At 64.1% G+C, this 25,231-nt stretch carries 21 protein-coding genes and 3 pseudogenes; 7 read left to right on the forward strand and 17 right to left on the reverse strand.

Annotation, left to right across the window (positions count from 1 at the left end):
* Positions 1 to 175, forward strand: a pseudogene (locus X741_RS0135885) (D-amino-acid oxidase); the annotation flags it as partial.
* Between the two features lie 20 nt (positions 176 to 195).
* Here the strand turns inward: X741_RS0135885 and X741_RS04830 are convergent.
* From X741_RS04830 to X741_RS141155, 5 genes and pseudogenes are all read right to left on the reverse strand, one after another.
* Positions 196 to 1,586 (reverse strand): annotated as a pseudogene (locus tag X741_RS04830) (FAD/NAD(P)-binding oxidoreductase).
* Positions 1,583 to 1,885, reverse strand: coding sequence for a (2Fe-2S)-binding protein (locus X741_RS141170; RefSeq protein WP_023769073.1), 303 nt, complete (start codon positions 1,883 to 1,885; stop codon positions 1,583 to 1,585). Before X741_RS141170 ends, X741_RS04830 begins: the two are co-directional and overlap by 4 nt.
* Positions 1,882 to 3,867 (reverse strand): hydantoinase B/oxoprolinase family protein, encoded by a 1,986-nt coding sequence (locus X741_RS141165; protein WP_023780096.1) that lies wholly within the window; start codon positions 3,865 to 3,867, stop codon positions 1,882 to 1,884. Before X741_RS141165 ends, X741_RS141170 begins: the two co-directional genes overlap by 4 nt.
* A 4-nt stretch (positions 3,868 to 3,871) precedes the next feature.
* Complete coding sequence (locus tag X741_RS141160; RefSeq protein WP_023780097.1) at positions 3,872 to 5,950, reverse strand: hydantoinase/oxoprolinase family protein; 2,079 nt, start codon at positions 5,948 to 5,950, stop codon at positions 3,872 to 3,874.
* An 88-nt stretch (positions 5,951 to 6,038) separates the two neighbouring features.
* Positions 6,039 to 6,944: a LysR family transcriptional regulator gene (locus tag X741_RS141155; RefSeq protein ID WP_023769071.1), complete on the reverse strand. Its 906-nt coding sequence runs from the start codon at positions 6,942 to 6,944 to the stop codon at positions 6,039 to 6,041.
* 114 nt (positions 6,945 to 7,058) lie between these two features.
* Here X741_RS141155 and X741_RS141150 point away from each other — a divergent pair, with 114 nt between their 5' ends.
* A complete protein-coding gene (locus X741_RS141150) occupies positions 7,059 to 8,177 on the forward strand; it encodes an FAD-binding oxidoreductase (RefSeq protein ID WP_023780098.1) in 1,119 nt (372 codons plus the stop codon).
* Between the two features lie 94 nt (positions 8,178 to 8,271).
* Here X741_RS141150 and X741_RS141145 read toward each other — a convergent pair whose 3' ends face one another.
* The 4 genes and pseudogenes from X741_RS141145 to X741_RS141135 form a co-directional block, all read right to left on the reverse strand.
* Positions 8,272 to 8,613, reverse strand: a complete 342-nt coding sequence (locus X741_RS141145; protein WP_023769180.1) for a hypothetical protein — start codon at positions 8,611 to 8,613, stop codon at positions 8,272 to 8,274.
* Entirely contained in the window at positions 8,610 to 9,494 is an 885-nt protein-coding gene (locus X741_RS141140) for an NAD(P)-dependent oxidoreductase (protein WP_031250489.1), read from the reverse strand. Before X741_RS141140 ends, X741_RS141145 begins: the two co-directional genes overlap by 4 nt.
* A pseudogene (locus X741_RS04790) lies at positions 9,491 to 10,028 on the reverse strand (gluconokinase). Before X741_RS04790 ends, X741_RS141140 begins: the two are co-directional and overlap by 4 nt.
* Entirely contained in the window at positions 9,997 to 10,752 is a 756-nt protein-coding gene (locus tag X741_RS141135) for an SDR family oxidoreductase (RefSeq protein ID WP_023780101.1), read from the reverse strand. Before X741_RS141135 ends, X741_RS04790 begins: the two are co-directional and overlap by 32 nt.
* 78 nt (positions 10,753 to 10,830) lie before the next feature.
* On the opposite strand from X741_RS141135, the gene X741_RS141130 reads away from it, so the two are divergent.
* From X741_RS141130 to X741_RS141120, 3 genes are all read left to right on the forward strand, one after another.
* On the forward strand, positions 10,831 to 11,778 hold the full coding sequence (locus X741_RS141130; RefSeq protein ID WP_023769176.1) for a 2-hydroxyacid dehydrogenase: 948 nt from the start codon (positions 10,831 to 10,833) through the stop codon (positions 11,776 to 11,778).
* 73 nt (positions 11,779 to 11,851) lie between these two features.
* Complete coding sequence (locus X741_RS141125) at positions 11,852 to 12,886, forward strand: L-idonate 5-dehydrogenase (protein ID WP_023769175.1); 1,035 nt, start codon at positions 11,852 to 11,854, stop codon at positions 12,884 to 12,886.
* Positions 12,887 to 12,934: 48 nt separating this feature from the next.
* Positions 12,935 to 13,954 carry a LacI family DNA-binding transcriptional regulator gene (locus tag X741_RS141120; RefSeq protein WP_031250491.1) on the forward strand — a complete coding sequence of 340 codons (1,020 nt, stop codon included), beginning with the start codon at positions 12,935 to 12,937 and terminating at the stop codon, positions 13,952 to 13,954.
* Between the two features lie 49 nt (positions 13,955 to 14,003).
* On the opposite strand, the gene X741_RS141115 is transcribed toward X741_RS141120, so the two are convergent.
* From X741_RS141115 to X741_RS141105, 3 genes are read right to left on the reverse strand one after another with little or no spacing between them, the layout of a single operon-like run.
* The gene (locus X741_RS141115) at positions 14,004 to 15,101 is read right to left on the reverse strand and encodes a substrate-binding domain-containing protein (RefSeq protein WP_023780102.1); all 1,098 of its coding nucleotides are present in this window, start codon (positions 15,099 to 15,101) and stop codon (positions 14,004 to 14,006) included.
* 13 nt (positions 15,102 to 15,114) lie between these two features.
* The gene (locus tag X741_RS141110; protein ID WP_013894030.1) at positions 15,115 to 16,182 is read right to left on the reverse strand and encodes an ABC transporter permease; all 1,068 of its coding nucleotides are present in this window, start codon (positions 16,180 to 16,182) and stop codon (positions 15,115 to 15,117) included.
* A 9-nt stretch (positions 16,183 to 16,191) separates the two neighbouring features.
* Positions 16,192 to 17,760, reverse strand: a complete 1,569-nt coding sequence (locus tag X741_RS141105) for a sugar ABC transporter ATP-binding protein (RefSeq protein ID WP_023780103.1) — start codon at positions 17,758 to 17,760, stop codon at positions 16,192 to 16,194.
* A 131-nt stretch (positions 17,761 to 17,891) separates the two neighbouring features.
* Here X741_RS141105 and X741_RS141100 point away from each other — a divergent pair, with 131 nt between their 5' ends.
* Positions 17,892 to 18,815 carry an SMP-30/gluconolactonase/LRE family protein gene (locus X741_RS141100; protein ID WP_023780104.1) on the forward strand — a complete coding sequence of 308 codons (924 nt, stop codon included), beginning with the start codon at positions 17,892 to 17,894 and terminating at the stop codon, positions 18,813 to 18,815.
* 395 nt (positions 18,816 to 19,210) lie between these two features.
* Here the strand turns inward: X741_RS141100 and X741_RS141095 are convergent, their stop codons facing one another.
* The 5 genes from X741_RS141095 to X741_RS141075 form a co-directional block, all read right to left on the reverse strand.
* Entirely contained in the window at positions 19,211 to 20,065 is an 855-nt protein-coding gene (locus X741_RS141095; protein WP_023780105.1) for a 5'-methylthioadenosine phosphorylase, read from the reverse strand.
* An 80-nt stretch (positions 20,066 to 20,145) separates the two neighbouring features.
* Positions 20,146 to 20,859 carry an ABC transporter permease gene (locus tag X741_RS141090; RefSeq protein WP_245272786.1) on the reverse strand — a complete coding sequence of 238 codons (714 nt, stop codon included), beginning with the start codon at positions 20,857 to 20,859 and terminating at the stop codon, positions 20,146 to 20,148.
* A gap of 70 nt (positions 20,860 to 20,929) precedes the next feature.
* A complete protein-coding gene (locus tag X741_RS141085; RefSeq protein WP_023780107.1) occupies positions 20,930 to 21,817 on the reverse strand; it encodes an ABC transporter permease in 888 nt (295 codons plus the stop codon).
* Complete coding sequence (locus X741_RS141080) at positions 21,814 to 22,851, reverse strand: ABC transporter ATP-binding protein (RefSeq protein ID WP_023780108.1); 1,038 nt, start codon at positions 22,849 to 22,851, stop codon at positions 21,814 to 21,816. The genes X741_RS141085 and X741_RS141080 overlap by 4 nt, the downstream gene beginning before the upstream one ends.
* A 35-nt stretch (positions 22,852 to 22,886) precedes the next feature.
* A complete protein-coding gene (locus X741_RS141075) occupies positions 22,887 to 23,927 on the reverse strand; it encodes an ABC transporter substrate-binding protein (RefSeq protein WP_031250494.1) in 1,041 nt (346 codons plus the stop codon).
* A 194-nt stretch (positions 23,928 to 24,121) separates the two neighbouring features.
* Here X741_RS141075 and X741_RS141070 point away from each other — a divergent pair, with 194 nt between their 5' ends.
* Entirely contained in the window at positions 24,122 to 25,123 is a 1,002-nt protein-coding gene (locus X741_RS141070; RefSeq protein WP_023780110.1) for a LacI family DNA-binding transcriptional regulator, read from the forward strand.
* The last annotated feature ends 108 nt before the right edge of the window (positions 25,124 to 25,231 follow it).

Raw genomic sequence — 25,231 nt, forward strand, 5'->3', positions numbered from 1 at the left:
TGTTCCGGGTTTCTTCCTGGCTGCCGGGTTCTCGGGGCATGGCTTCGGCATCGGACCCGGCGCCGGGCATCTCGTCGCCGATCTGATGACTGGTTCCAAACCGATCGTCGATCCGCAATCCTACGATCCCAGGCGCTTCGACGCTTCAGCCTGGGGGAAAGTTGCCGACTTCTAAGGCACGATACATTGCGACATCTAGACATGGTCTCCGCGACGCCATGAGCCGTCCTGCAGAAAGGCGCCGACAGGCGCCGGGCGGACAGGCGCCTGCCCGCGAAACCGGCCGACAGCGCCAGGCGTGCAGCCGGTCTGCGCCGCGATGAGTTCGACGGCGGCCAACTGACAATAGCGCCCCTGGCATCGTCCCATGCCGACGCGCGACAGCGCTTTGACCATATTGGCTTCGCTGCCGCCGAAATCGGAGCTCTGGCGCACGGCCGCGGCGGTCACGTTTTCACAGCGGCAGACGACCGCGTTGTCCGGGAGTGCCCGCGCCATCGCCGCCGGCCAGGGAAAGGCGCGAACCAGACCACGGGCAAAGCGTTCGAGCCGCGCGAGCTTGCGCAGATCGGCACCGAGGGAAGGCGCCGGCAATCCGAGATCGGCAAGNACGCCGCCGCGGCAACGCGTCCCGCGATCTCCGCGCCATCTGCTCCCAGAAGACGAACTCCATCGCCCGCAAGATAGACTCCGCCGCCGGCGCGCCCCATCCGGTCGGTCTTTGGCAGCCATTGCCGCCACTGCTCGTCATAAATGAAGGCGCATCCCGCCAAGTCTGCGAGATGCGTCTCCGCCCGCAAATGCCAGCCCATGCCTATCGTGTCGCATGACGTGAGGTGTTGCCTTCCGCCGGCGTCGCGCCAGCGCATCGCTGAGACCCCCTTTCCGTCGGCGACGATCCGTTCGAGCTTCACGCCCGCATGGTAGCGGCCGCCGAGCCTCGCCCGCAGGGCCAGACCGCGCAGCGCGACCAACGGCCGGGCGGCAAGGTCCCAGAGCCCCCGCATCTGCTGGCGCCAGGGGGAGGTGTCGAGCACCGCCGCCACATCCGCTCCAGCCTTGATGAGCTGAGTGCCGACCAGCGTCAGCAAAGGCCCCGATCCGACGAGCACGATGCGCCGCCCGAGCGCGACGCCCTGCGCCTTCAGCGCGATCTGCGCCGCGCCAAGGCTGTAGACGCCGGCGCTCTGCCAGCCGGGGACTGGAGCGACACGATCGGATGCGCCGGTGGCAAGGATCAGGCGATCATAGCTGACTAGCTGCACGCCGCCCTCCCCCAGCATCTGCAGCCGACCTTCATGCACTGCTATGACCGAGCTGTCCGCGCAATGGGTAAGCCGCCCGTCTGCCACCAACCGATCGAAGAGCGCATGCAGCGCGCGCGCCTTCGCCGCCTCCGACCCATAAAGCTGCTTGGGCGTGCGGACGAACCCATCAGGTGGGCGGCGATAGATTTGGCCGCCGGCGCGATTGCCTTCGTCGATCGCCACCGGATGAAGTCCCGCCTCGACCAGCGTCGCGGCCGCCCTTATGCCGGCCGGACCGGCGCCGACGATCACGATCCGCGGCGACGAGGTCTCGCTCACGGCCAGCTCTCCGGTGGCGTCGTGCGCAACCGCATGCCTGGATTGACAAGTGACGAGCACGCCCGCATGCGCGGTCCCTCGTCCTGCCAGACCCAGCAATCCTGGCAGGCTCCCATCAGGCAGAAGCCGGCGCGCGGCTCGGGTCCGAATTCGGATTTTCGCAATGCGTGTCCTGATGCCAGCATGGCGGTCAGCACGGTGTCGCCCGCAAGGGCGCCGCGCATCTCACCGTCGAGAAAGAAATGCACCACTGCGCGGTCGCGCTCGGCCAGCCGGACGATGCGGCCGGCGGTGATCATTCCGCTGCCTCTCGCACGGTGCGAGGACTGGGCAGTTCGGGGAACCGTTCGCAGACCGCATCGAATGCAGCCTGGACGCCTTCCTGTCCCGAGCGCCCTTTCATGCGACGGAATATCTCCGTCTTGGCGAAAAACCGCCAGTGGATCGGCAAGTCCCGCAGTATGGCGGTCAGCAGGTCATAGGCCGCGGGCGTCCACTGCGCTTCGTAGCCATCGCGCTCCGGACCGAAATGAAAATGGCCGACGGCTGGTCCCTGCCGCGCACGCAGTCTTTCCGTCGCCTGCACGTCGACCTCGCCGTCACGGATGACGACCCCATAGTCGCGCTCGGCAGCCGTTCGCGTGACATAGCCACGCCGCACGTCCTGCGCGACGCGCCAGGGTTCGCGCTCACGCGGATCGCCGCGCCCGCCGCCCCCGGCGGAGCGGATATCGAGCACGTCACCAGGCTGCAGCACCGCAGTGTCGATGTTGCCCAGCCGCCGCTCGTGCTCGGTCCCTGGGTTGACGATCATGTCCGATAGGCCGGCTGCCTTGCCGCCCAGCACGCCCCACGGACGAAAGAAGCTGCGGTCGCGGTTGCGCGCCGTGATCCTGGAGTCGGGGGCGAAGACACGGAAAGCCATCTCGGTCGCCAGGCCGCCGCGCCAGCGCCCTGCACCGCCACTGTCCCTGGCGAGCCCGTATTTCACGAATTCGACCGGGGTCTCGGTCTCGGTGATCTCGATCGGCGTGTTCTTGAGATAGGCGGCATCCGCGCCCGATCCATTGGTCCCGTCGCGATGCGGCATCGCGCCGCCGCCGCCCACCACGGGATTCACCGCCGTGATGACAGTCTTGCTGGTCCGCTCGTCCGTGGTCATGACATTGACGATGCAGTTGTTGCCGGCAGGTGCTGCGGGCAGGCGCTCCGGCACGGCTTGCGAGAAGGCGCCGAAGATGACGGACCGCAGCCGGGCGCAGGTGAGCGAGCGCATGCCCACAGCAGCGGGATGGACCGGATTGAGCACCGAACCTTCGGGCGTGATGCAGGTAAACGGCCTGGTGAGGCCCGTATTGAGCAGTATCTTCGGGTTGAGCGTGTAAAGCACGTAATAGACGCCCACCAGCAGCATGGTGTGTCGCGGGTCGCCGCCTGAAGGGACGTTGAGCGAGGAGCCGAGCTGCGGATCGGAGCCGGTGAAGTCGAGCACCGCCTCGTCGCCTTTGATCGTCAGCGTCAGCTTCAGCCTGCAAGGATTGGCTTCGACCGAATCCTCGTCGGCATAATCGGCGAACTGCCATGTGCCGTCCGGCATGGCGCGCAGCACGTCGCGCGCCTGCGCCTCCGCATGGTCGAGAAGCGCGGAAACGCCCTCGATGAAGCCGGCCTTGCCGAACTTCTTCACGATCGCCTGGATCTTGCGCTCGCCGGTGTTGAGCGCGCCGACCAGCGCCTTGATGTCGCCGATGTTGAGGTCGGGCTTGCGCACATTGGTGCTCATGATCCGCAGGATCGTCTCATCGAAGACGCCCTCGTTCACCAGCTTCATGGGTGGAAAGCGGATGCCTTCCTGATGGATTTCGGTCAGCGCCCTGCTGAGCGAAGCCGGCACCGCGCCGCCCATGTCGGTGTTGTGGATATGCCCTCCGGTCCAGGCGACGATCTCGCCGTCGACGAAGACCGGCTTCCACAGATGCGTGTCGGGCGCGTGCGTGGCGACGTGGCCGGAATAGGGATCGTTGGTGAACGCAACGTCCCCCGGCCGGTAGTCGTCGACCATCGCGATCGCGCGGTGATATGAAAGCCCCGGATACCAGGTGGCGCCGAGTTCCATCGGCACGGCGAAGGTTGCGCCTGAACGGTCCATCAGCATCACTGTAAAATCCTGCGTCTCCTTGACGAAGGCGGAGTGCGCGGTGCGGTGCAGCGTATGGGCCATGTTCTCGGCGGCCGCGCGGGCGTGGTTGGCCAGGATCTGAAGGTTTGTCCGGTCAAACATGGCTTTACTCCGGGAAGGTCAGCAAAAGGTTGAGGTGACGGTCGACCCTTGCCTGCGCTCCCGCGGGAATGGCAAAAGTGGTGTCTTCCTGCACGACCACGGCAGGACCGTGGAATTTGCTGCCGGCTACGAGGGCGTGCCGCTCGTAGAGGTCGACGGTCTCGACGTTCAGGCCCGTATAGACCGGGAGCCGGCGCGCCGGGATGGCCGCAACTTCCACTTCTTCGGCCTCAGGGAGGGATAGTTTCGGTCCGGCGCCTATGGCGGACAGCCGGACATTCACAAGTTCTATCTCGCCGTCCGGGTCGTGGAAATCGTAGAGCTGCTGATGGGTGAGGTGGAAGGCCTGTGCGATGGCGACCGCATTCCCGTCCGTCAGCCATTGCGGCTGAAGGACGACCTCGATCTCATAACTTTGTCCGACATAGCGCATGTCGCAGGAGAGGTTGAGCTCCGCCTCCGCGTCATGACCTTGCGCCGCAAGCCAGTCGCGCCCCTCACGCGCCAGAGCCTCGAAGGCCTCGCCAATTCCGGCAAGCGACATGTCCGACAGCGGGCTGAAGATGGTGCGAATGAAGTCTCCGCGCAGATCCGCCACCAGCCCGCCCAGCGCCGACACCACGCCGGGCCGGCGGGGCGCCATGACGCGTTTCATCCCGAGTTCGCGGGCAAGGAAGGCGCCGAGCATCGGGCCGCCGCCGCCGAAGGGCATCAGCGTGAAATCGCGCAAGTCGACGCCGGCGCGCGAGGCAAGCTTCTCGACGTCGACGAACATCTCCGACACGGCAATGTCGAGGATCGCCTGCGCCGTCTGCTCGATCGGGCGGCCGAGCCGGGCGGCAAGCTCGCCGACCGCGCGATGCGCCAGTCCGGTATCGATGCGGAGCTGGCCGTAGGCCATCTCGCTGTGACCGAGCCATCCGCACACCACCATGGCGTCGGTCACCGTCGCGTGCTCGCCGCCGCGGCCGTAGCATGCCGGTCCCGGTGTCGAACCGGCCGACTCAGGCCCAACCCGCAGCACCCCTTGCGCGTCGACGCTGGCGATCGAGCCGCCGCCGACGCCGATCGAGCTCACCGATACCGAGGGGATATGGAGCGGAAACTCGCCGATCAGTTCGCCGGTGCCGAACTGCGCCTCGCCACCGATGATGAGTGCGAAGTCGGCCGACGTCCCGCCGATGTCGAGGGTAAGAACCTTGTCTTCGCCGGCCTGACGCGCCAGCCACGAGGCACCGATGACGCCGGAGGCCGTTCCCGACAAAAGCATGTTCACGCAGGCGCGCTTGCCTTCGGCGGCGTTCATCAGCCCGCCGTTCGACTTCGTCAGCATCGGGCGGGCCGGCACGCTGCGGTCCTTCAGCCGCTCTTCCAGCGCTGTCAAATAGCCCGAGACGCGCGGATGGACATAACCATTGAGTATGGCGGTCGAGCCGCGCTCGTATTCGCGGATGACCGGCCACACCTCGGCCGAAGAGAAGACGAAGAGGTCGGGAGCGAGACGCGCGATCGTCGCCTTGACGGCAGCCTCCTGCGCGGCGTTGCGCCAGGAATGGAGGAAGGAGACGATGATCCCCTGCGCCCCATCCGCTTTCGCCGCTGCCACCGCGCTGGCCACCACCGCCATGTCCGGTGCCTGGGATTCACTTCCGTCGGCGCGCATGCGGGCCGGAATGCCGAACACCATGTCGCGCGAGATCAGCGGGTCCGGCCGCGAGCAAAACAGCGAATACATGTGCGGCATGCGGAGCCGCGCCAGTTCGATGACGTCCTCGAAGCCGGCATTGGTGAACAGCGCCAGTGGTGCGCCCTTGCGCTGGATGATGGTGTTGATGCCGACCGTTGTCCCATGCACGAAGCGCGTCACGCGTTTGGGATCAAAGCCTTCGCGTTCGGCCAGAAGGGTGAGGCCCGTCATCAGTTCGGCGCCCGGATCTTCTGGCGTCGTCAGAACTTTCAGCGAGGCCACGCGCCCAGAATTTGCTTCCAGCGCGCAGAAATCGATGAATGTGCCGCCGATATCGACGCCGACCTTCCAGTCGGCTTCGTTCCGCGCCTCGTCCGCCGCGATGGCACCATCCATGATGCGTCCCTTCCTGTCTGCCAAGCAAAACTGGCATGCCGGATGGTGCGGGTCCAAGACGTATGATGAGCAAGGACATAAGCCTTGCTTATGCTTTCGAGCGACGCTCACCCAGCACGGCGGAACAGGCCGCGCGGATCTGGTCGCGCATCAGCTCATCGGCCCGCGAAAGTGCCCGTGTGCGAGACGTGAGCAGCGCAATCGGAAATTCCGGCCCATTTGCGAGCAGCCTGACCGCAAGCCCGGCAAACTGATGCCAAGGCAGCAGCGCGTCGACCAGGGCGATGCCCAGACCGGCCTGGACAAAACCGACCGCGGAGATGGATACGTCGATCTCGAGCGACGGCGAAAGCGTCACACCTTGCGCGCGTGCAGCGTGGGCCAGTTCGTCGGCAGGACGGGTGTTGCCCCGATACGATATCAATTCCTCGCCTGCGAGATCGGCGAGTGTCAGCTCGGTTTTCCCGGCCAACACATGCCCGGTGGGCAGCAGGCAAGCAAAACCGACGCTGCCGATCACTTCCGCCTCGATGTCGGGAGGCAGGCGGTCGTCCATGGCTACGCCGAGACTGGCGTCGCCGGCGCGAAGCATGTCGACGATGGCGGCGATCGGCGCGCTATGAGCGCGCAACACTATGTTGGGATGCTGAGCCCGGATTTTGGTGAACGCGCGCGGCAATATCGCCATGGCCGGCGGCGGCGAGGCCGCGACCCGCACCAGCCCCGTCCGCCCCAGACGCAGGTCCGTCGTCTTGCGGCGCAAGCCCTCCAGCCCCGCCGACAGCCGCTCGGCGTCGGGGAAGATCTCGAGCGCCTCCGGGGTCGGCCGCAGCCGGCCCTTAACGCGCTCGAACAGCGTGAAGCCGAGTTCGTCTTCGGTGTGGAGCAGGATCTGGCTCAAAGCGGGCTGGGAGATGTTCAGCATCCGCGCCGCGGCGGTCACGGTGCCCGCGCGCATGACGGCGATGAACACTTCGAGCTGCCGGGCCCGCATTGCCACTCCATAGGTTAAGCTTATGGGTTCTGTCCAAACCCATCTTTGACGCAATGCCACGGCGCGGACAAGATCAGTCAAAGGATAGAGTGCTGTTCTGCAAGAGGCCGCGCCATGGATGTGATCGTGCTGGGCGGCGGACTGATGGGAACGGCTTCTGCCTATTTCCTGGCCCGGCGCGGCGCGCGCGTTACCTTGATCGAGCGCAATCGGATCGGCGCAGGAGCAACGGTTGCCTCCTTCGGCAACATTCGGCGCACGGGGCGTCATCTGTCCCAGCTTCCGCTGGCCCATCGCTCGCTCAGGCTGTGGGGCGAGGCCGAAAAAATGCTTGGCCGCGACGTGGAATTCCGCGCTACCGGTCATATCCGGCTGATCTTCGATGAAGATAGCCTCGCCGACATGCGGGCCTATGCCGAGGCGGCGCGGCCCTGGGGGCTGGACCTCGAGGAGCTCGGCCCACCCGAGATCCGTGCCCGCTTTCCCGGTCTCGGTCCCGAGGCGATCGCGGCGTCGTTCTCGCCGCAGGACGGCAGCGGCAATCCGAGGCTGATCGCACCGGCATTCGCCGAGGCCGCCCGCAAGCTGGGCGCGGAAATCGCCGAGGCGACTGAGGTCGAGACGATCCGGCACACAGGCTCCAGCTTCCTTGTAGCCAGTTCAAAAGGTGCATTCGCCGCCGAGTGTCTGCTCAACACCGCGGGTGCTTGGGGCGCGCGCATCGCCGCGCAGTTCGGCGAAGCGGTTCCGCTCGACGCCCGTGGCCCGCAGATGGGCGTGACCGAGCCGCTGCCGCATCAGATCTTGCCGGTGGTCGGCATCTGGACGCGCAACAAGGACCATGGCGCCTATCTGCGTCAGGTCGAGCGGGGCAACATCGTCTTCGGCGGAGCGGCCGAAAGAGCAGCGGTGAACCTCGATCCAGGCCATGCGGCCGCCGACCCAATGCGCCTGCCCACGCAGTTGCGCGCCGTCGCGCGACTGCTGCCGGCGATCGCGCAGGCTACGGTCATCCGCACGTGGTCCGGCTGCGAGGGTTATGTCAGAGACATGCTGCCGATCATGGGACGCTCGGCGACGACGCCACGCCTGTTCCATGCCTTCGGCTTCAGCGGACATGGCTTCCAGCTCGGTCCGGGCGTGGGCGATGCCATGGCCGAGCTCATCATGACCGACAGTTGCGAAACGCCGCTCGACGATTTCAGGGTCGATCGCTTCGCCCGCGCGGCCTGAAGAAAGCAGCTGGTGACATCCGCACAGCCGCTGCCGCCTCGATAGCAATACGGCAGCGGGTGTTTGCCGGGTCGAAAATTCCCTATGATAGGGGCTAATCTCCGGCTAGCGGAAACTCGTTGGCGATGGTGACGTGGTGGTGAATGCGGCCCTCGAAATATCTGCCCAGCACCGCCTCGGTCGCGGCGCGGGATTCGTCACGAACGGGGCTGGCAAGGGCCGCGTCGACAGCCGCCATGTCGGGGTAGTTGATGGCCAGGATCATTGGGAATTCCGGCGCGCCGTCGTCGCGCTTCTCTGCAAAGCTGACGCGCACGTCTAGCGCACCGGGGAAGGCCTTCCATTTCGGCAGGACAGTCTCGATCACGTCCCGGCGGAACGCCTCCGTCTGGCCATCCTTCACCTTGCCTTCAAACAGTGCGTAGCGCGTGATCATTTGCCGTCCTCGTCCTTGCGTTGGAAAAATTCCATCAATGCGGCCTGATCCTCGCCGCCCAGTCCGGCGGCTGTCAGCAGCCTGTGCACCTCGGCGCAGACGGCCGTCAGCGGCATCGCCGTGTGTGTCTGCCGCGCCAGATCCTGCGCGGCATTGAGGTCTTTCACCATATTGTCGATGCGGCCGGTGCGGCGGTAATCGCGGGTGGCGAAGCGCGGCAGGTATTCCTGCAGGATGGCGCTGTCGGCGCGGCCGCCCCTCAGCGCCTGCGGGATCTTCAGCACGTCGACGCCGGCATCCAGCGCCAGCCGCGTCGCCTCCGCCACCGCCATGAAGTTCAGCGCGCACAGCACCTGGTTGATCAGCTTGGTCGTCTGGCCGGCGCCCGCCGGACCCATATGGGTGTAGTTGGCCGCAACATCGCGCAGCACATTGTGGGCATCCTCGACGTCATCCTCTTCGCCGCCGGCCATCAGTGTCAACTCGCCGGTAAGCGCCTTCGGCGCACCGCCCGAGAGCGGGCTGTCGACCCAGCGAAAACCCTTCTCGCATGCATCGGCGGCGAGCTGACGCGTCGCATCGGGTTCGATGGACGACATGTCGATGATCAGCGTGCCAGGCTTCGCTCCAGTCGCCACGCCGCCGTCGCCGAACACCGCGCGGCGCACGATCGCCGCCGAATTGAGACTGAGGATGACATAGTCGGACGCGCCAGCGGCCTCGGCCGCACTTGCCATGGGGGTCGCGCCTCTGGCGACCAGCGCCTGAACCTTGACCTTGTCGAGATCGAACACGGCGAGGCGATTGCCGGTGGCAAGCAGGCGCTCACCGATCGCCCCGCCCATGGCACCAGCGCCGATCAGTGCGACTTTGTTGGTCATGACGGCCACTCCTCGAATTTCGTTGTTATCTCCGCGACAATCTCCTTGAGCGGCGCGTCGATCGCCACCCTGATCGCGTTCTCGTCCTTGCCTGGTATCTCCAGCGTCGCGAACTGGCTGTCGAGCAAGCTGGTCGGCATGAAGTGGCCGGTGCGTTCCCGCATTCGACGGGAAATCAGTTCCCGCGAACCGTCGAGATAGATGAACAGCACCGGCGCACCGGCCCGTTCGGTGATGAAATCGCGATAGGCTCGCTTCAACGCCGAGCAGCCGACGATGACGGGCATTGTGCCTGGCCTCAGGGTTTCGCCGACCTTTGCCAACCACGGCCACCGGTCGCTGTCGGCAAGCGGAATGCCGGCGCTCATCTTGGCGATGTTGGCCTCCGGATGCAGCTGGTCACCATCCCACATAGGTCGCCGAGATCGCGCGGGCGAGTGCCTCGCCGATCGTTGTCTTGCCCGACCCCGCAACGCCCATGATGACCATGCGGCGGGGCTGATCAGATCGACGCTGTGATGCCGCCATCGACATAGAGGATATGTCCGTTGACAAAGGATGACGCGTCGGAGGCGAGGAAGACGCAGGCCCCGACCAGTTCTTCGACCTTGCCCCAGCGACGGGCCGGCGTGCGCTTTTCGAGCCATCCGCTGAATGCAGGGTCGGCGACCAATGCCGCATTGAGCGGCGTGTCGAAATAGCCGGGTGCGATGGCGTTGCACTGCAGTCCGTGTTTGGCCCAGTCCGTCGCCATGCCCTTGGTCAGGTTACCGACCGCGCCTTTGGTCGCTGTGTAGGGCGCGATGCCGGGGCGGGCAAGTGCCGTTTGGACGCTGGCGATGTTGATGACCTTGCCGCGCCCACGACGGATCATGTGGCGCCCGACCGCCTGGCCGACATGAAAGACGCTGGCGACATTGGTCTGAAGCAGGCGCTCGAACGCATCGGCGGGAAAGTCCTCGAGCGGCGTGCGGAACTGCATACCGGCATTGTTCACCAGTATGTCGATCGGCCCGCCGGACAGCTCGAAAGCATCGATGGCGGAGCGGACCGCGTCATGGTCGGTGGCGTCGAAGGCGAGTGTCTCCGCCCCTTTTATCCGCGCCGCAGCCTCGGCGAGCTTTGCCCCGTCGCGGCCATTGAGGACCACTTTGGCGCCGGCTTCGGCCAGTCCCCTGGCTAACGCAAAGCCGATGCCCTGCGATGAGCCGGTAACGAGCGCCGTGCGCCCGGTGAGATCGAACAGTGTGGACGACATTTTCCCGATTGCCTCTCGTCGTTGAATGTTGTTATGTTATCGATAACATTGTTGTCAAGTCAGTTGGAGCGAAAACCGATGCAGCGGCCTCACATCCTTCAGGTTGGACCCTACCCCGCATGGGACGAGGAGCCGCTCAATGAAGCCTTCACAGTGCACCGCTATTTCGCGGCCGATGACAAGCAGGCTTTCCTCGCCGAGATCGGACCGCAGGTGCGCGGCATAGCCACGCGTGGCGAGCTCGGCGCGAACCGCGCCATGATCGAGGCCTGCCCTTCGGTTGAGGTTGTTTCCGTCTACGGCGTCGGTTTCGATGCGGTCGATCTCGCGGCATGCCGGGAGCGAGGCGTGCGCGTCACCAACACGCCGGACGTGCTGACCAACGACGTCGCCGATCTCGGCATCGCCATGATGCTGTGCCTGTCGCGTGGCGTGATCGGCGCCGAACGCTGGGTGCGCGACGGCAGCTGGGCGGCGAAGGGCCTCTACCCGCTCAAGCGCCGCGTCTGGGGCCGGCGGGCCGGCGTGCTCGGTCTTGGGCGCATCGGCTACGAGGTGGCCAAGCGCCTCGCGGGCTTCGGCATGGACATCGCCTACAGCGACGTCGCGCCGAAGGATTTCGCCCCGGATTGGACGTTCGTCGCCGATCCGGTCGAGCTGGCGCGGCGTTCGGACTTCCTGTTCGTGACGCTTGCCGCGTCGGCCGCGACGCGCCACGTCGTCAACAAGGATGTGCTTGCGGCACTCGGCGAGGACGGCATGCTGATCAACATTTCGCGCGCATCCAACATCGACGAGGATGCGCTGCTCGACACGCTCGAGGCAAAGGTGCTCGGCTCCGCCGCGCTCGATGTGTTCGAGGGCGAACCGAAGCTCAATCCGCGCTTCCTGGCGCTCGACAATGTGTTGCTGCAGCCGCACCATGCGTCGGGCACCATCGAAACGCGCAAGGCCATGGGCAAACTGGTGCGCGACAATCTTGCCGCCCATTTCGCCGGCCAGCCGCTGCTCACGCCGGTGCTTTAGGCTTGTCTTACGCGGATTCGGACGGAAAACCGCTGCACATTTTTCCTGGAATTGCCCGAGGAGTCTACTGACCATGAAGTCGATCGTCATCCACGCCGCGAAGGACCTGCGCATCGAGGACCGGCCGGTCGAGGCGCCGGGTCAGGGACAGGTGCTGCTGCGTCTCGCCGCCGGCGGCATATGCGGCAGCGACCTGCACTACTACAATCATGGCGGCTTCGGAACGGTGCGCCTCAAAGAGCCGATGATTCTCGGCCATGAGGTCTCCGGCGTCATCGAAAAGCTCGGCCCCGGCGTCGACGGACTGCGGCCAGGCCAGCTGGTCGCGGTCTCGCCGTCGCGGCCCTGCTACAGCTGCCGGTACTGCCGGGAAGGGATGCACAACCAGTGTCTCAACATGCGCTTCTATGGCAGCGCCATGCCGTTCCCGCATATCCAGGGCGCGTTCCGCGAAATGCTTGTGGCGGACGCACCGCAATGCGTGCCGGCCAATGGGTTGAGTGCTGCCGAAGCGGCCATGGCCGAGCCGCTGGCGGTCTGTCTCCACGCGACGCGCAGGGCCGGTGAGATGCTGGGCAAGCGTGTGCTGGTGACTGGCTGTGGGCCGATCGGCCTGTTGTCGATCCTCAGCGCGCGTCGCGCGGGCGCCGCCGAGATCGTCGCCGTCGACATCACTGATTTTACCCTGTCCATGGCCACGCGTGCCGGCGCCGACAGCACGATCAACACACGAACCGATCCGGATGGGCTAGCGCCTTATTTCGCCGACAAGGGCACGTTCGACATTCTCTATGAATGTTCAGGAGCCGCCGCTGCTTTGGCGCTGGGCATCGCGGCGCTGCGGCCGCGCGGCACGATCGTTCAGCTCGGCCTTGGTGGTGCGGAGATGGCACTGCCGATGTCGGTGGTCACCGCCAAGGAACTGTCCATCAACGGGTCGTTCCGCTTCCATCCGGAATTCGCCGTGGGCGTCGAATTGATGCGCAAGGGGCTCATCGACGTGAAGCCTCTGATCACCCACACCGTGGCATTCGCCGAGGCGCTGTCGGGCTTCGAAATCGCCAACGACCGCAGCCAGGCGATGAAGGTTCAGATCGCCTTCTCGTAAGCCGCGACGGTGCGTTGCATTCCGCAGTGATATCGATAACGTATGGCCATGCAGCCTTCGCCAAAACGCCCGACCATGGCCGATGTCGCGCGTCGCGCCAACGTCTCGACGATGACCGTGTCGCGCGCCTTCAAGAGCGATACCTCCATCAGCGCGGACACGCGCGACCGTATCATACGGGCCGCGGACGAACTCGGCTATGTCTTCGACAGCATCGCCGCCAACCTGTCGTCGCGCCGGTCCGGTTTTGTCGCGGTGACGATACCTTCGATCAACAACGCCAATTTCGCCGACACGGTGCGCGGCATGACCGAGGGCCTGCGCGACAGCGGGCTGGAGATCCTGCTCGGCTTCACCGACTACAATGTCGAGGAGGAAGAGCGCCTGGTCGGCCAGTTGCTGCGGCGGCGGCCGGAGGCGATCATCGTCACCGGCGGACGGCACACGCCACGCTGCCGCAAGATGCTCGAGAATGCCGGCGTCCCGGTGGTGGAGACCTGGGACCTGCCGGCCGATCCGATCGGTCATGTCGTCGGCTTTTCAAACGCCGAGGCCGGACGGCTGATGGTCGACCACTTTGTCGCACGTGGCTATTCAAGGCTCGGCTTCATCGGCGGTGACACATCGCGCGACACGCGTGGCCTCGATCGCCGGCGCGGCTTCGTCGCGGCACTGCAGGAACGCGGTCTCGATGGCTCGCGCATCATTGCCTCCGGCGTGCCGCCGATATCGATGCGCGAGGGCGCCACCGCCATGGTCGAGATGATTTCGCGCTGGCCGGACACGCAGGCGGTGATGTGCGTTTCGGATCTTTCCGCTTTCGGTGCGCTTATGGAATGCCTGCGGCGCGGCATCCGCGTCCCCGAGGATGTCGCGATCGCCGGCTTCGGCGCCTATGACCTCGCCGAGCAGTCGGTGCCGTCGATCACCACGATCGATGTCGAGGCGCACGAGATCGGCATCCGTGTCGCCGATCTCGTGCTCGACCTGCTCAACGGGCGCCGGGCGCCTGACGACCGGGTGGTCGTCGGCATGACGCCGAAGGTGATCGCGCGTCATACAGCCTGAAACAGAACGGCCGGCGGGTTGACCGCCGGCCGTTGACCGTCATCGGCGCCTATTTGCCCCAGATCTTCTTGTACTGGTCGCGGTAGCCGTTGCCCGGATCGAAGCGGTTATCCGGCCCGCCGTCGAATTCGACATTGTCCGACGTCACAACATGCAGCGGCGAGATGTAACCCGACCATTTCTCGCCGGCCATGGCGCGGTTGAGCTCGTCGACGAGCTGCCAGCCCTGCAGGTTCAGCGGTTCGGCAACCGTCACCTTCTGGAACTGGCCGGAGCGGATGCGCTGGTAGGCCGATTCGGAACCGTCGCCCGCCGCCACGTTTATCGGCGCGTCGGTGCCCGACTTTCCGGCCGCCGCCAGTGACGGTCCCATGAAGTCGAAATAGAGATCGTTGATCGCCAGTGAGTGAGTCCACTGGTCGCCGTATTTCTGCAGCAGCGAGGTGGTGAGCTGCGGCATGCGCTGCGAGGTCTCGGCGATAGGCGTGTCGACATATTCGAGCACCTTGCCGCCGAGATCCTCGATTTCCTTCTTCATGCGGTCGGCCTTGGCGATGGCGATCTGGTAGGTCGAGTCGGTGAAGATGATGACGCCGGGCTTGCCCTTGGCGTCGACGAAAGCCCAGTCGGCGGCAGCCTTCGACACTTCCATCGGATCGGTCGAGACGTTGGCGATGATGCCGAGATCGTCGATCGGGCCGACCGTCGGAGCGGCATGCCATGCCGCCATCGGAATCTTGGCTGCCCTGGCCTGCTCCAGCGCCGGCTTCTGCTCCACGGCATCGAAGCCGTTGATGATGATGCCGTCGGGGTTGAGTGCCAGCGCCTGGCCGAAGGCCGCGGTGCGACCGCCGATGGAACCGGCGCCGTCAAGTGTCTTGACGGTCCAGCCAAGGGCCGCGGCTGCTTCCTCGACGCCCTTGGTGACGCCAAGGATGCCGCCGTTCTTCATATCGGCGCCAAGCACCACGATCGTCTTGCCGGCCGCACCTTTCGGTCCGGTCGTCGGGCCATCCCATTTGTCGACCTTGCTGGCATATTTGTCGACCACCGCCTTGGCCTCGGCCATCGGGTCGGCCAGCGCGTTCGAGGCAATGCCAAGCGCCAGGCAGGCGACGCCGAGCTGAAGGACTGTTCTGCGATGCATGTTTCTTCTCCCATTAAGCATTGTCATTTGTCTTTGTTGGTTGGCTGGTGGCTGGTGGAGGCGGCACGACAGCGCCCCGGCGCCGCTGCGCGTAGCCGGCAATGCCGATCGCGACGAGCAGGGTGACGCCGTTGAAGAGCGGCTCCACCCAGAACGAGCCACCGAATTGCTGGATACCGGAAATGCCGGCGGCAAGGATGACGACGCCGATGATCGTGCCCCAGACATTGACGCGGCCGGGTTTGATGGTGGTCGATCCGAGGAAGGCACCGACGAGCGCCGGCAGCAAATATTCGAGACCGACGCTGGCTTGGCCGATGCGAAGCTTGGAGGCGAGCAGCACGCCGCCAAGCGCCGTCATCGCGCCGGAGGCGACGAAGGCGCCCATGACGAATTTCTGCACCGGTATGCCGTTGAGCGCGGCGGCCTTGGGATTGGCGCCGATGGCGTAGAGGTAGCGCCCGATTGGCATGTATTCGAGCACAAGCCACATCACCAGCGCCAGGACGATGACGTAGTAGCCGGTGATCGGCAGGCCGAACAGCATCGTGCCGTTGAGGGCGAGAAAGCCTTCGGGAAGCACGCCGACGACTTGGCGCCCGCCCGTGTACCACATGGCCAAAGCATAAAGCACGGTGCCGGTGCCGAGCGTGGCGATGAAGGAATCGATGCGCGCCACCTCGACCAGGAGGCCGTTGATAAAGCCGGTGACGACGCCGAGCAGCAGGACGATCAGCACCGCGATCGGCCAGGGGATGCCGAAGGCGGTCTGCAGGCTAATGGCCAGGATATGCCAGAGCACGATGCCGTAGCCGACCGTCAGGTCGATGCGGCCCGAAGCCATGGGGATCATCGCCGCCAGCGACAGCAAGGCGATGATCGCCTTGTCGGAGACGATGGAACGCAGATTGAGCAGCGTCGGGAAGGTGCGCGGCAGGAGCAGCGAGAACAGCAGGATGAGCAGCAGCGTCAGGATTGGGAGGCCGTAGACCGGCAGATAGCGCGCCGCCTTCTGGCCAAAGCTGAGCCCGGAGAGTTCCGAGCGGGTCGGCTCCAGCGCCGTCGATTTGATCGAGTTCATGGATACTCCTCAGGCGGCTTCGGACACGGAGGCGGCATGGATAAGCGCCGCAGTCGTCAAGGCATCGCCGGCCAGTTCTCGCACGATGCGGTTGTGCGAGAAGACCAGCGCGCGATGGCAGATATGGGCGACTTCCTCGAAATCGGTGGAAACGACGACGACCGCCAGCCCGGCTTCGACGGCTGCCGCGATCAGCCGATAGATTTCGGCCTTGGCGCCGACATCGACACCCGCCGTCGGATCCTCGGCGATCAGCAGCTTGCGTCCTGTCGCCAGCCAGCGGCCGACGACCACCTTCTGCTGGTTGCCGCCTGACAGCGCCTCTATCGGCAGATGCGGATCGTTGGGCCGGAGCCCGAGCCGAGTACCGAGTTCCTGCGTCAGTTCGCTTTCCCGCGCCGGCGTCATGAAAGAGAAAAGCCCGCGGCCGGCGGCGGNAGTACCGAGTTCCTGCGTCAGTTCGCTTTCCCGCGCCGGCGTCATGAAAGAGAAAAGCCCGCGGCCGGCGGCGGACGGGTTGAGATACATGTTTTCGCGCACGGACAGCGACAGCGCCACCGACTCCTCGGTGCGGTCGCGCGCAATCAAGCCGACACCGGCGGCAAGGGCTGCACCGACCGAGGACAGGTCGAGGCGTTTGCCGTCGAGTGATATAGTGCCGTCGAAAGGCTCGGCGCCGAACAGCGCGCGGCCGACGGCCTCCTGTCCAGCACCACGCAAGCCAACCAATCCGAGAAGTTCACCGGACCGCGCCTCGAAGTGGACCGGTCCGATACTGCCGCAGCGCAGGTCCTCGACTTTCAGCCGCTCGGGTCCGTCCTGCCAGCGCGACTTGGCGAACATCTGGTGCGCCGGGCGGCCGACGATGAGATCGACCAGTTCCTGCGGCGTCGTCTCGGCGACCGGCTCGACCGCCACCATGCGGCCGTCCCGCATCACGGCGACCCGGTCGGCGATGCGGAACACTTCATCCAGGCGGTGCGAGACATAGATCATGCCGACGCCGCGCTCGCGCAACGGTCGCAGTGCCTGGAACAGGCGTTCGACCTCGTCCGCGGGCAAGCTTGCCGTCGGCTCGTCCAGCACCAGCACGTCGGCTTCGGTAGCGAGCGCGCGGGCGATGGCCACCAGCGATTTCTCGGTGCGGGAAAGATCCTGGACGCGCGTCGCCGGATCGAAGGCGCAGCCGACCAGGGCCAGGGCGCTCTCGGTGCGACGCTCTGTGTCGCGCCAGTCGATGAGGCCAGAGCGGCGCGAGAAGCCTTGCGCCATGCCGACATTCTCGGCCACCGTCATCCATTCGATGAGGCCGAGATCCTGATGGATGAAGGCGACCTTCTGCGGCTGGTTCGGGCGCGGCGGGCGGTGGTGGTAGTCCTCGCCGCGAAACCGGATTGTTCCCTGGTCGCGCTTGTAGATGCCGGCCAGCGTCTTGATCAGCGTTGACTTGCCGGCGCCGTTCTCGCCCAGCAGCGCAACGATCTCACCCTCGTGGATATCGAGCGAGACCGACTTCAACGCCAGGGTGCCGCCGAAGCGCTTGGAGATGTCGATGAATTCTATGAGCTTGGGCCGCATCCATGGCCCTCCCAAGCCAAACAAACGGACTGAATTGGGACCGATGTTATCGCTAACATTTTTGCAGGTCAAGTCTTGAAAATGCCTGGCAGCGAAGGCTAACGATAGGCAGGTTTCATGGAGGACAAGGCATGTTCGGAGATATCGAGGGCGCTCGTTTCGAGGTTTTCGACGAGCGGTTCGAGAGTTGCTTCGTCGGCCACGCGGCGGTCGAGCGGCTGTGGACCGGAGGGCGCTGGCTGGAGGGTCCGGCCTGGTTCGCGGCTGGGCGATATCTGGTGTTTTCGGACATCCCAAATGACCGCATGATGCGCTACGACGACACCAATGGAGCCGTCTCGGTCTTCCGCGCGCCGTCCAGCAACGCCAACGGCAATACAGTCGACACCGAGGGGCGGCTGGTGACCTGCGAGCACCGGGCGCGGCGCGTCACCCGCACCGAGCATGACGGGTCGATCACGGTGATCGCTGACCGTTTCGAGGGCAAGCGGCTGAATTCGCCCAACGATGTGGTGGTACGTTCGGACGGCACGGTGTGGTTTTCCGATCCACCCTACGGCATCACGACGGATTATGAGGGCGACCGCGCCGAGCAGGAGATCGAGGGCTCCCACGTCTACCGTGCCGACCCTGCAACGGGCGCAGTGGCACGCATCGTCTCGACGATGGCGAAGCCCAATGGTCTCGCCTTCTCGCCGGATGAGACGATCCTTTATGTCGGTGACACCGGTGTCACGCATCAGAAGGACGGGCCGCGGCACATCCGCAAGTTCGCCGTCGAGGGCGCCGCGCTCAAGGAACTCGGCGTCTTCGCGACCTGCACGGCTGGCCTGTTCGACGGCTTCAGGGTGGATACATTTGGCCGCGTCTGGGCAGGAACTGGCGATGGCGTCCATTGCTTCGACCCCGACGGCACGTTGATCGGCAAGATCCGCATTCCGGAGACGGTGGCGAACCTCACCTTCGGCGGCCCGAAGCGCAACCGCCTGTTCATCACGGCACGGCAGTCGCTCTATTCGGTCTTCATCGTGGCGAATGCGGCTGCGCGAGCTTAAGTCCTCGGAAGACCCATAAACTGGCTGAAAAAAATCGGGAACTCGCTCAGAAATCGCCTCTGCCGACCCGGTGCTCCCAGCTGCTGGAACGGTCGAACTCTCGTGCCTATGAGACGCCGGTTTGTCCAAGCGGACTGTTCCCGACAGGGGATTGTGGGCCATTTACAAAAAGCAATAAAATCGGAGTTCTAAAGGTTAGTTTTGGTGGGCCCGCAGGCTCAACATCCAGTTTCCATGCAAGCGCTGAGTCAGTTCAAGGAGGTCAAGCCACATTTTGCGCTACGAGCGCGGCCGCAATGGCGCCGGAAGCGGCTCGGACGTCTCGGGTATGGGACCTTCAAAAGCGGACTCTCAGCATCGTCGCGAGTGGACGATGCGGACTCTGTCGCTGCTTTTCAGAACCGGGTAGAACGCTCTGCCGGTTGGGGCGACTTCAAGCCGTGGCAAGAGCATTCAGGATTAGCCGGAAGACGTGCCGCGGTCTCCAGCGCAACCCGCGAGGCTGTCATGGAGAGGCTCGGCAACACGTCCTCCTGGAGCAATGCCTGGCGATTGCGGTCCATATAGTCGTTGAAACCTGCGGTCACGAACGCAAGAGGCACGAAACACGCGCCTATTTCGCGCGACAAGGTGGCCTCAGGGGCGATCGAATGGTTGAGCACATCCGCCCCCAGGTTTCGAAACGCCAAGGCTTCGGCCGGGGTGGTCAGCCGCGGACCGTAACAGTGGCCAGCGACCAACTGCTGTTCGATGCCATGGACGCGGCATTCGGCTGGCCAATGACGGCGGGCGGTTTCGACCAGAACCGCCGCACATCTTGGGCAGACGATCTGCTTGCCCGAGCAATCGAAGCTCTGGCGGCCCGGAAGCAGTGAAAACGGGGTCTGCGTCAGTTCGATGATATCGGCGTTCACTACCATGTCGCCGGGCTTGATCGCCTTGTTGACGGCGCCGATGGTCGAGCAGGACAATACTTGCCTTACACCAGCTTCCATCAAGACCCAGAACGCGCGCCGATGACAGGAATGGTCGATATAGTCACGGGGATTGCCGTGCGAATACATGCACAACGCACGTTTCGTTTTGCCCTCGACGGTAATCGAAGCATCGAACTCGAGCAGCTTCCAGTTGTCGCTGCGACCGAAAGGTGTTTCAAAACTCATGTCGCGCTGCAAGGTGCGCGCACCCTCGAATTCGACATCTTCCGGGAAGGCAAGCCCCCAGTTTGCGGAGCCGGTGATGATGGCCAAACCTATCTGAGGTATGTCCGTTGACTGATCCGCCGGAGCATCGGCTGCGTGATGATTCGTAGGCATGTTTCCAGTCTCGGTCAGGATTTTTGGCGAAGGGTCACGATCAGGACTGCGACCAGAACGATGACGGTCCACAATATCGAGATCGCCGCAATGGTCGGATCGATCTGATCGCGCAGCGACAGGAACATGAGCTTCGGCAACGTGCTGTTTTGACCGCTGGCGACGAAGATCGAAATGACGGACTCGTCCAGTGAAGTCAGGAAGGCCATCAACGTGGCCGACAACAGACTGATCTGAAGCTGCGGGACGATTATTCCGCCAATGGCTCTCGCCCAGTTTGCGCCGAGGCTGCGCGCTGCCTGCACCTGGTTCCAGTCAAAGCGCGCCAGTGCGGGCAACAACACAATGCAGGCGACTGGAATGGCCAGCACCACATGCCCGACCAGCACGCCGAACAGCGTTCCGACCAGATGTTGCGCCGCCAGCACAAAGAAGAGGCCGATCGCAAGCAGGATGCCCGGCACGATGGACGGGGTGAGCAGAGCGCCCTGAATAGCCAAGGCGGTCCTTCCGCCGAGCCGGTTGATCGAGATGCAGGCCAGCAGCGCCAGGGGCACGGCGAGCGTCGCCGTCAATGATCCAAGGATCAGGCTCGTCCTCAGCCCGGCCATCCATGTCGCCGAACCGAAGAAATTCTCGTACCAGCGCAACGAGTATGCGCGCGGCGGAAACTCGAGGAGATCGGACGCTGAAAAGGAGAGCGGCACGACCACCAGCGTCGGCAGCATCAGGAACGCCAATATGAACGCGCACAAGCTCCACAGGAGGATACGGGCCAGCCTGTTGTCTGGATATGCTTCAAGCATGGGCTGTACCGACTTTGCGCCCGGCAATCAGCCGCCGCGCAGCCAGGAACATCACCCCCACCAACGTCATAAGAACGAGCAGCAGAATGCCGAGGACGCTCGCCGAGCCCCAATCCTGGAACGTCGATAGCGTGCGCTCGATCCGGGTGGAAAGTGGATTTACCTTGCCGCCGCCAAGCACCGCCGGCGTGATGAAAAACCCTATGGTGTAGATGAAGACGATCAACGAACCCGAGAAGATGCCGCCGGTCGAAAGCGGCAGGATGACGGTGCGGATGGTTTGCCCAAGTGTGGCTCCCATGCTTGCCGAGGCGCGAACAAGGTTGGCGTCGATATCGCGCATCGCGGCATAAACGGGCAGCAGAAAGAGCGGCAGCATGTAGTGAACCATCCCGATGAGCGTTCCGGTGAAGTTGTAGACCAGCGGCAATGGCTCGGCCGTGAGGCCCGACCCGGTCAAAGCCGCGTTGATCAGGCCATCGCGCCGCAACAGGACGAGCCAGCCATAGGTGCGCACCAGAATGGAGGTCCACAATGGCAGCATGACGAAGGCCATCAGCAAATTGGCAACCCTTGGTCTGGCGCTGGCCAGGGCGAGCGCCAGGGGGGTACCGAGAAGAATGCAGATCGCCAGCGTGCCCAGGGACAGTTCAAGGGTTGTGACCAGCGCCGACCATGTCAGTCCGCTCGAAAGCACCTTCTCGTAGTTGCCGACGGTATACTCGCCCGCCGTGGTCAGGAAAGATTGCCGGATGATCCAGACGATGGGCAGTATCGCCGCCAATCCGACGATGAACAGCGCAGGCAGTGAAAGCGAGAGGAAGAACCGCCGCTCGCGTCGAGCGTCTGCCGCGAGAGCAGGATCGGCAAGGAAGGTCACGGCACCGCTCCCGGTATCGCGTGAACTTTCGCTGCTGGTGCATAGGCGGTCACCCGCTGACCGGCGGCAAGTTCGGCGCAGTCACTGGCCAGCGCCGCCGGAATGCAGACAAGGACTTCTTGCCCGCCGTCAAGCGTCAGCGTCAAAAGCCAGTTCTCACCGCGAAACGCCTTGGCGCGCAGCATTCCCTCAAGCGCCACCCCGTCTCGCCCGACGAGGGTCGCATCAAGATGAAAGCTTTCCGCGCGGATCATCAATGCTTCGCGCGACACGTCGGCGCCGTCGATTCTGCGCACTGATCCCGGGGCCACGATGTTGGCCTCACCCATGAACTCCGCGACAAAGCGTGTCGATGGAAGATTATAAATCCGCTGTGGGGTGTCGATCTGCTGGATGCGGCCGGAATTCATCACCGCAATCCGATCTGACATGATCAGTGCTTCGCGCTGGTCATGCGTCACATAGATCGTGGTGATCCCCAGATCATCGTGCAGACGCCGGATCTCGTACTGCATGGTTTCGCGCAGATTTTTGTCGAGCGCCGACAACGGCTCATCCATCAGCATCACGCGTGGCTCGAAGACGATCGCCCGCGCCAACGCCACCCGCTGGCGCTGGCCGCCGGACAATGCGGCGATGTTGCGCTCCGCCAAACCTTCGAGCTTCACGCGGGCCAAAGTGTCGAGCGCCCTCTGGCGGGCCTCGGCTTTCGGCGTCTTGCGCAGCACCAAGGGATACTCGACATTTGCCAGAACGCTCATGTGTGGAAACAGGGCATAGTTCTGGAAGACTATGCCGATGTCCCGCTTGTTGGGGGCCAGGCGGGTGATGTCGCGATCACCCAACAAGAGTTTACCGCGATCCAGCCGGACAAAACCGGCCAGGGCCATGAGCAACGTGGTCTTGCCCGATCCGGACGGCCCTAGCAGCGTAAGGAATTCCCCAGCCTGAATGTCGAGCGAAACATCATCCAGCGCGACATAAGACCCATAGGTCTTGCGCACGCCGTCGACGGTGATCGGGAGCGACTTCATGATGGCTCCAGCTTTGGAAGCTGCGAATTCAAGACTCAGCGGTTCATCATTTCATCAAAGGCCTTTTGGGCGACCTCGCCGTTCTTGACCCACCAGCCGGCATTTGAGAACACCGAAGTGCCTGCGTTTTCAGGCGCGGTCGCCAGGGTCTTAAGACGGTCTTTGGGGATAAGGCCGCCCTCATAGCCGGCAGGATTGACCGGTCCATAGGCGATGAAGTCGGTCAGCTTGGCCACGCGGGCGGGCTGTGTCATCGCCGCGATGAGCTTCATGGCCGCTTCCTTGTTTGGCGCCCCCTTCGGCACCGCTAGGCAGTCCGTGCCGATGACGGAACCCTTGAACGTGTAGTCGGCCGCGCCGCCATCGGCTTTCACGGTCTGGGCTCGTCCATTCCAGGTAACCAGCAAATCCGCCTCGCCGTCTTTCAGCAGTTGCGCGGACTGCGCTCCCGAGGTCCACCAGACCGAGACATTCGGTTTGATCGCTTCAAGCCGCTTGATGGCGCGATTCAGACCCTCCGGCGTGCTGAGCACGGGATAGACGTCGGCCGGCGCCACGCCCTCGGAGAGCAGCGCGATCTCTATCAGATCCTGCGCATTGGCGCGGAGAGCGCGACCGCCCGGGAACTTGGCGACATCCCAGAACTCCGCCCAGGTCTTCGGCGGGTTCTCGCCATAGGTCTTGGTGTTCCACGACATGACGGTGCCATAGGAGTCGAACGGGTAGCAGTAGTCGGACTTTGCGCCGTCCGGCACGGACTTTGGATCGATGATCTTGTAGTCGAGCGGCTCCAGCAGCGACTGTGCGGCCGCCTGCGCGCCTTCCGGTGAGCCCAGGTGGATGATGTCTGTCGAGACCGCGCCCGAGGTGACCTGCATCTTGAGCGCTGCCAGGCCGTCGCTCTGCGTCTCCTCGCGGACATCATAGCCAAGCTCTTTTGCAGCGGGGGCCCACATGGCCTCCTTTATGGCGTTGCCATATTCACCGCCTGCGGTCGTGATGGTGACCGTCTGGGCCGAAACGGGCAAGGCAACGGTGACCGCAATTGCGGCCAAGGAAATGCGTAGCCAAGACATAGGTTCTCCTCCCTAGGACTCATTGAAATGTCACTCAAAAGCGCCATTTTCGTCAATCGTAACGTTACGATTGCATCCAAAGACAGTGGAGTCAAGTTGCTTTAGCGAGAGCTTGGATTGACCGTGAGTTGGAATCCGGTAACGTTGCGACGCTCTGCAAAATCAGCCGGCGCTTTCGCAAATGAATTCAGGCGATGATGGCCAATCTAAAACAGATCGCGGCGGAACTTTCCCTTTCAGTGACCACGGTATCGCGGGCGCTCAAGGACGGGCCGGAAGTGCATCCCTCGACCACGGCGCGCGTCAAGGAGGTAGCGAAGCGGGTCGGCTATGTCCCGAACCATCATGGTCGCGCGCTGAAAACCGGACGAACCCTGACCTTGACGGCAGTGCTGCCGATGGAAACGCGCGACTACCTTTCCGATCTGGCGAAGCTCCCCCTGGTCGAGGGCATGACGCTGGCGGCGAGGAGAGCGGGTTATAGTCTATCCATCTATTCCACCACGCCCGACGACGACCCGGTCGAAAGCGTGCAGCGCCTGCTTCAGGCGCATAGCGCGGACGGCCTCATCATCACACGCCTGGTGTCGGGGGATCCGCGCGTCAAACTGCTGCTGGATGAACGCATCCCATTCGTCGCGTTTGGAAAAACCGACCTGGATACCGCGTATCCTTATGTCGATATCGACAATGAACAGATTGCCTATGAGGCAACCCGACGGCTCATGGACAAGGGCTGCCGACGTATTGCGCTGCAGCTTCTCGTTCCGGAGGATCAGGCAAGCACCATGCGTCTCGCCGGCTATGGAAGGGCGATGGCGGAGGCCGGTATTCCGATCGACCGGTCGCTGATCGGGCACGGCATGTTCACGGTGGAATCGAGCGCAGCCTGGTTCGATCGCCTGCTGGCGTCGTCAGATCCGCCGACAGGCTTGGCATGCGCCAACGAACTGGGCCTTTTAGGGGCGTTACACGCTGTTGGCAGAAGAGGCTTTGTGCCAGGCAGCGACATCCACATTGTCACTCGGGACAGCACGCGACTGGCACGCTTCCTGCCAGCGAAGATCGGCGTTCATTTCGTGGACATAGCGGCTGTCGGACGCAAACTCGTCGAAGTCCTGGAGAGCCGGATCGCCAATCCGCTTGGACCGGTCGCGGCAGTCTTGTTCAAAGGTGAGTTCGACCCTGGCGAATAGTCGGACCGAAAGATTGTCGGTGACCGCGATGTCCGCTTTCGAGGAGCGCGTCGGTTTACCTCTTTTGTCCGAGATGAGGCGCATTGCTGACCGGCAGCCTTTGGGCCG

This window comes from Mesorhizobium sp. LNHC221B00 (assembly GCF_000502935.1).
Taxonomy (GTDB): domain Bacteria; phylum Pseudomonadota; class Alphaproteobacteria; order Rhizobiales; family Rhizobiaceae; genus Mesorhizobium; species Mesorhizobium opportunistum.

Excerpts from the sequence above, each read along its gene's own strand:
- X741_RS141155 (WP_023769071.1), bottom strand. The coding sequence starts at position 6,944 with ATGCGGGCCCGGCAGCTCGAAGTGTTCATCGCCGTCATGCGCGCGGGC.
- X741_RS141140 (WP_031250489.1), bottom strand. The coding sequence starts at position 9,494 with ATGACCAACAAAGTCGCACTGATCGGCGCTGGTGCCATGGGCGGGGCG.
- X741_RS141135 (WP_023780101.1), bottom strand. The coding sequence starts at position 10,752 with ATGTCGTCCACACTGTTCGATCTCACCGGGCGCACGGCGCTCGTTACC.
- X741_RS141150 (WP_023780098.1), top strand. The coding sequence starts at position 7,059 with ATGGATGTGATCGTGCTGGGCGGCGGACTGATGGGAACGGCTTCTGCC.
- X741_RS141165 (WP_023780096.1), bottom strand. The coding sequence starts at position 3,867 with ATGTTTGACCGGACAAACCTTCAGATCCTGGCCAACCACGCCCGCGCG.
- X741_RS141125 (WP_023769175.1), top strand. The coding sequence starts at position 11,852 with ATGAAGTCGATCGTCATCCACGCCGCGAAGGACCTGCGCATCGAGGAC.
- X741_RS141100 (WP_023780104.1), top strand. The coding sequence starts at position 17,892 with ATGTTCGGAGATATCGAGGGCGCTCGTTTCGAGGTTTTCGACGAGCGG.
- X741_RS141120 (WP_031250491.1), top strand. The coding sequence starts at position 12,935 with ATGCAGCCTTCGCCAAAACGCCCGACCATGGCCGATGTCGCGCGTCGC.
- X741_RS141130 (WP_023769176.1), top strand. The coding sequence starts at position 10,831 with ATGCAGCGGCCTCACATCCTTCAGGTTGGACCCTACCCCGCATGGGAC.
- X741_RS141115 (WP_023780102.1), bottom strand. The coding sequence starts at position 15,101 with ATGCATCGCAGAACAGTCCTTCAGCTCGGCGTCGCCTGCCTGGCGCTT.
- X741_RS141170 (WP_023769073.1), bottom strand. The coding sequence starts at position 1,885 with ATGATCACCGCCGGCCGCATCGTCCGGCTGGCCGAGCGCGACCGCGCA.
- X741_RS141070 (WP_023780110.1), top strand. The coding sequence starts at position 24,122 with ATGATGGCCAATCTAAAACAGATCGCGGCGGAACTTTCCCTTTCAGTG.
- X741_RS141160 (WP_023780097.1), bottom strand. The coding sequence starts at position 5,950 with ATGGATGGTGCCATCGCGGCGGACGAGGCGCGGAACGAAGCCGACTGG.
- X741_RS141080 (WP_023780108.1), bottom strand. The coding sequence starts at position 22,851 with ATGAAGTCGCTCCCGATCACCGTCGACGGCGTGCGCAAGACCTATGGG.
- X741_RS141075 (WP_031250494.1), bottom strand. The coding sequence starts at position 23,927 with ATGTCTTGGCTACGCATTTCCTTGGCCGCAATTGCGGTCACCGTTGCC.
- X741_RS141090 (WP_245272786.1), bottom strand. The coding sequence starts at position 20,859 with ATGCTGCCGACGCTGGTGGTCGTGCCGCTCTCCTTTTCAGCGTCCGAT.
- X741_RS141110 (WP_013894030.1), bottom strand. The coding sequence starts at position 16,182 with ATGAACTCGATCAAATCGACGGCGCTGGAGCCGACCCGCTCGGAACTC.
- X741_RS141145 (WP_023769180.1), bottom strand. The coding sequence starts at position 8,613 with ATGATCACGCGCTACGCACTGTTTGAAGGCAAGGTGAAGGATGGCCAG.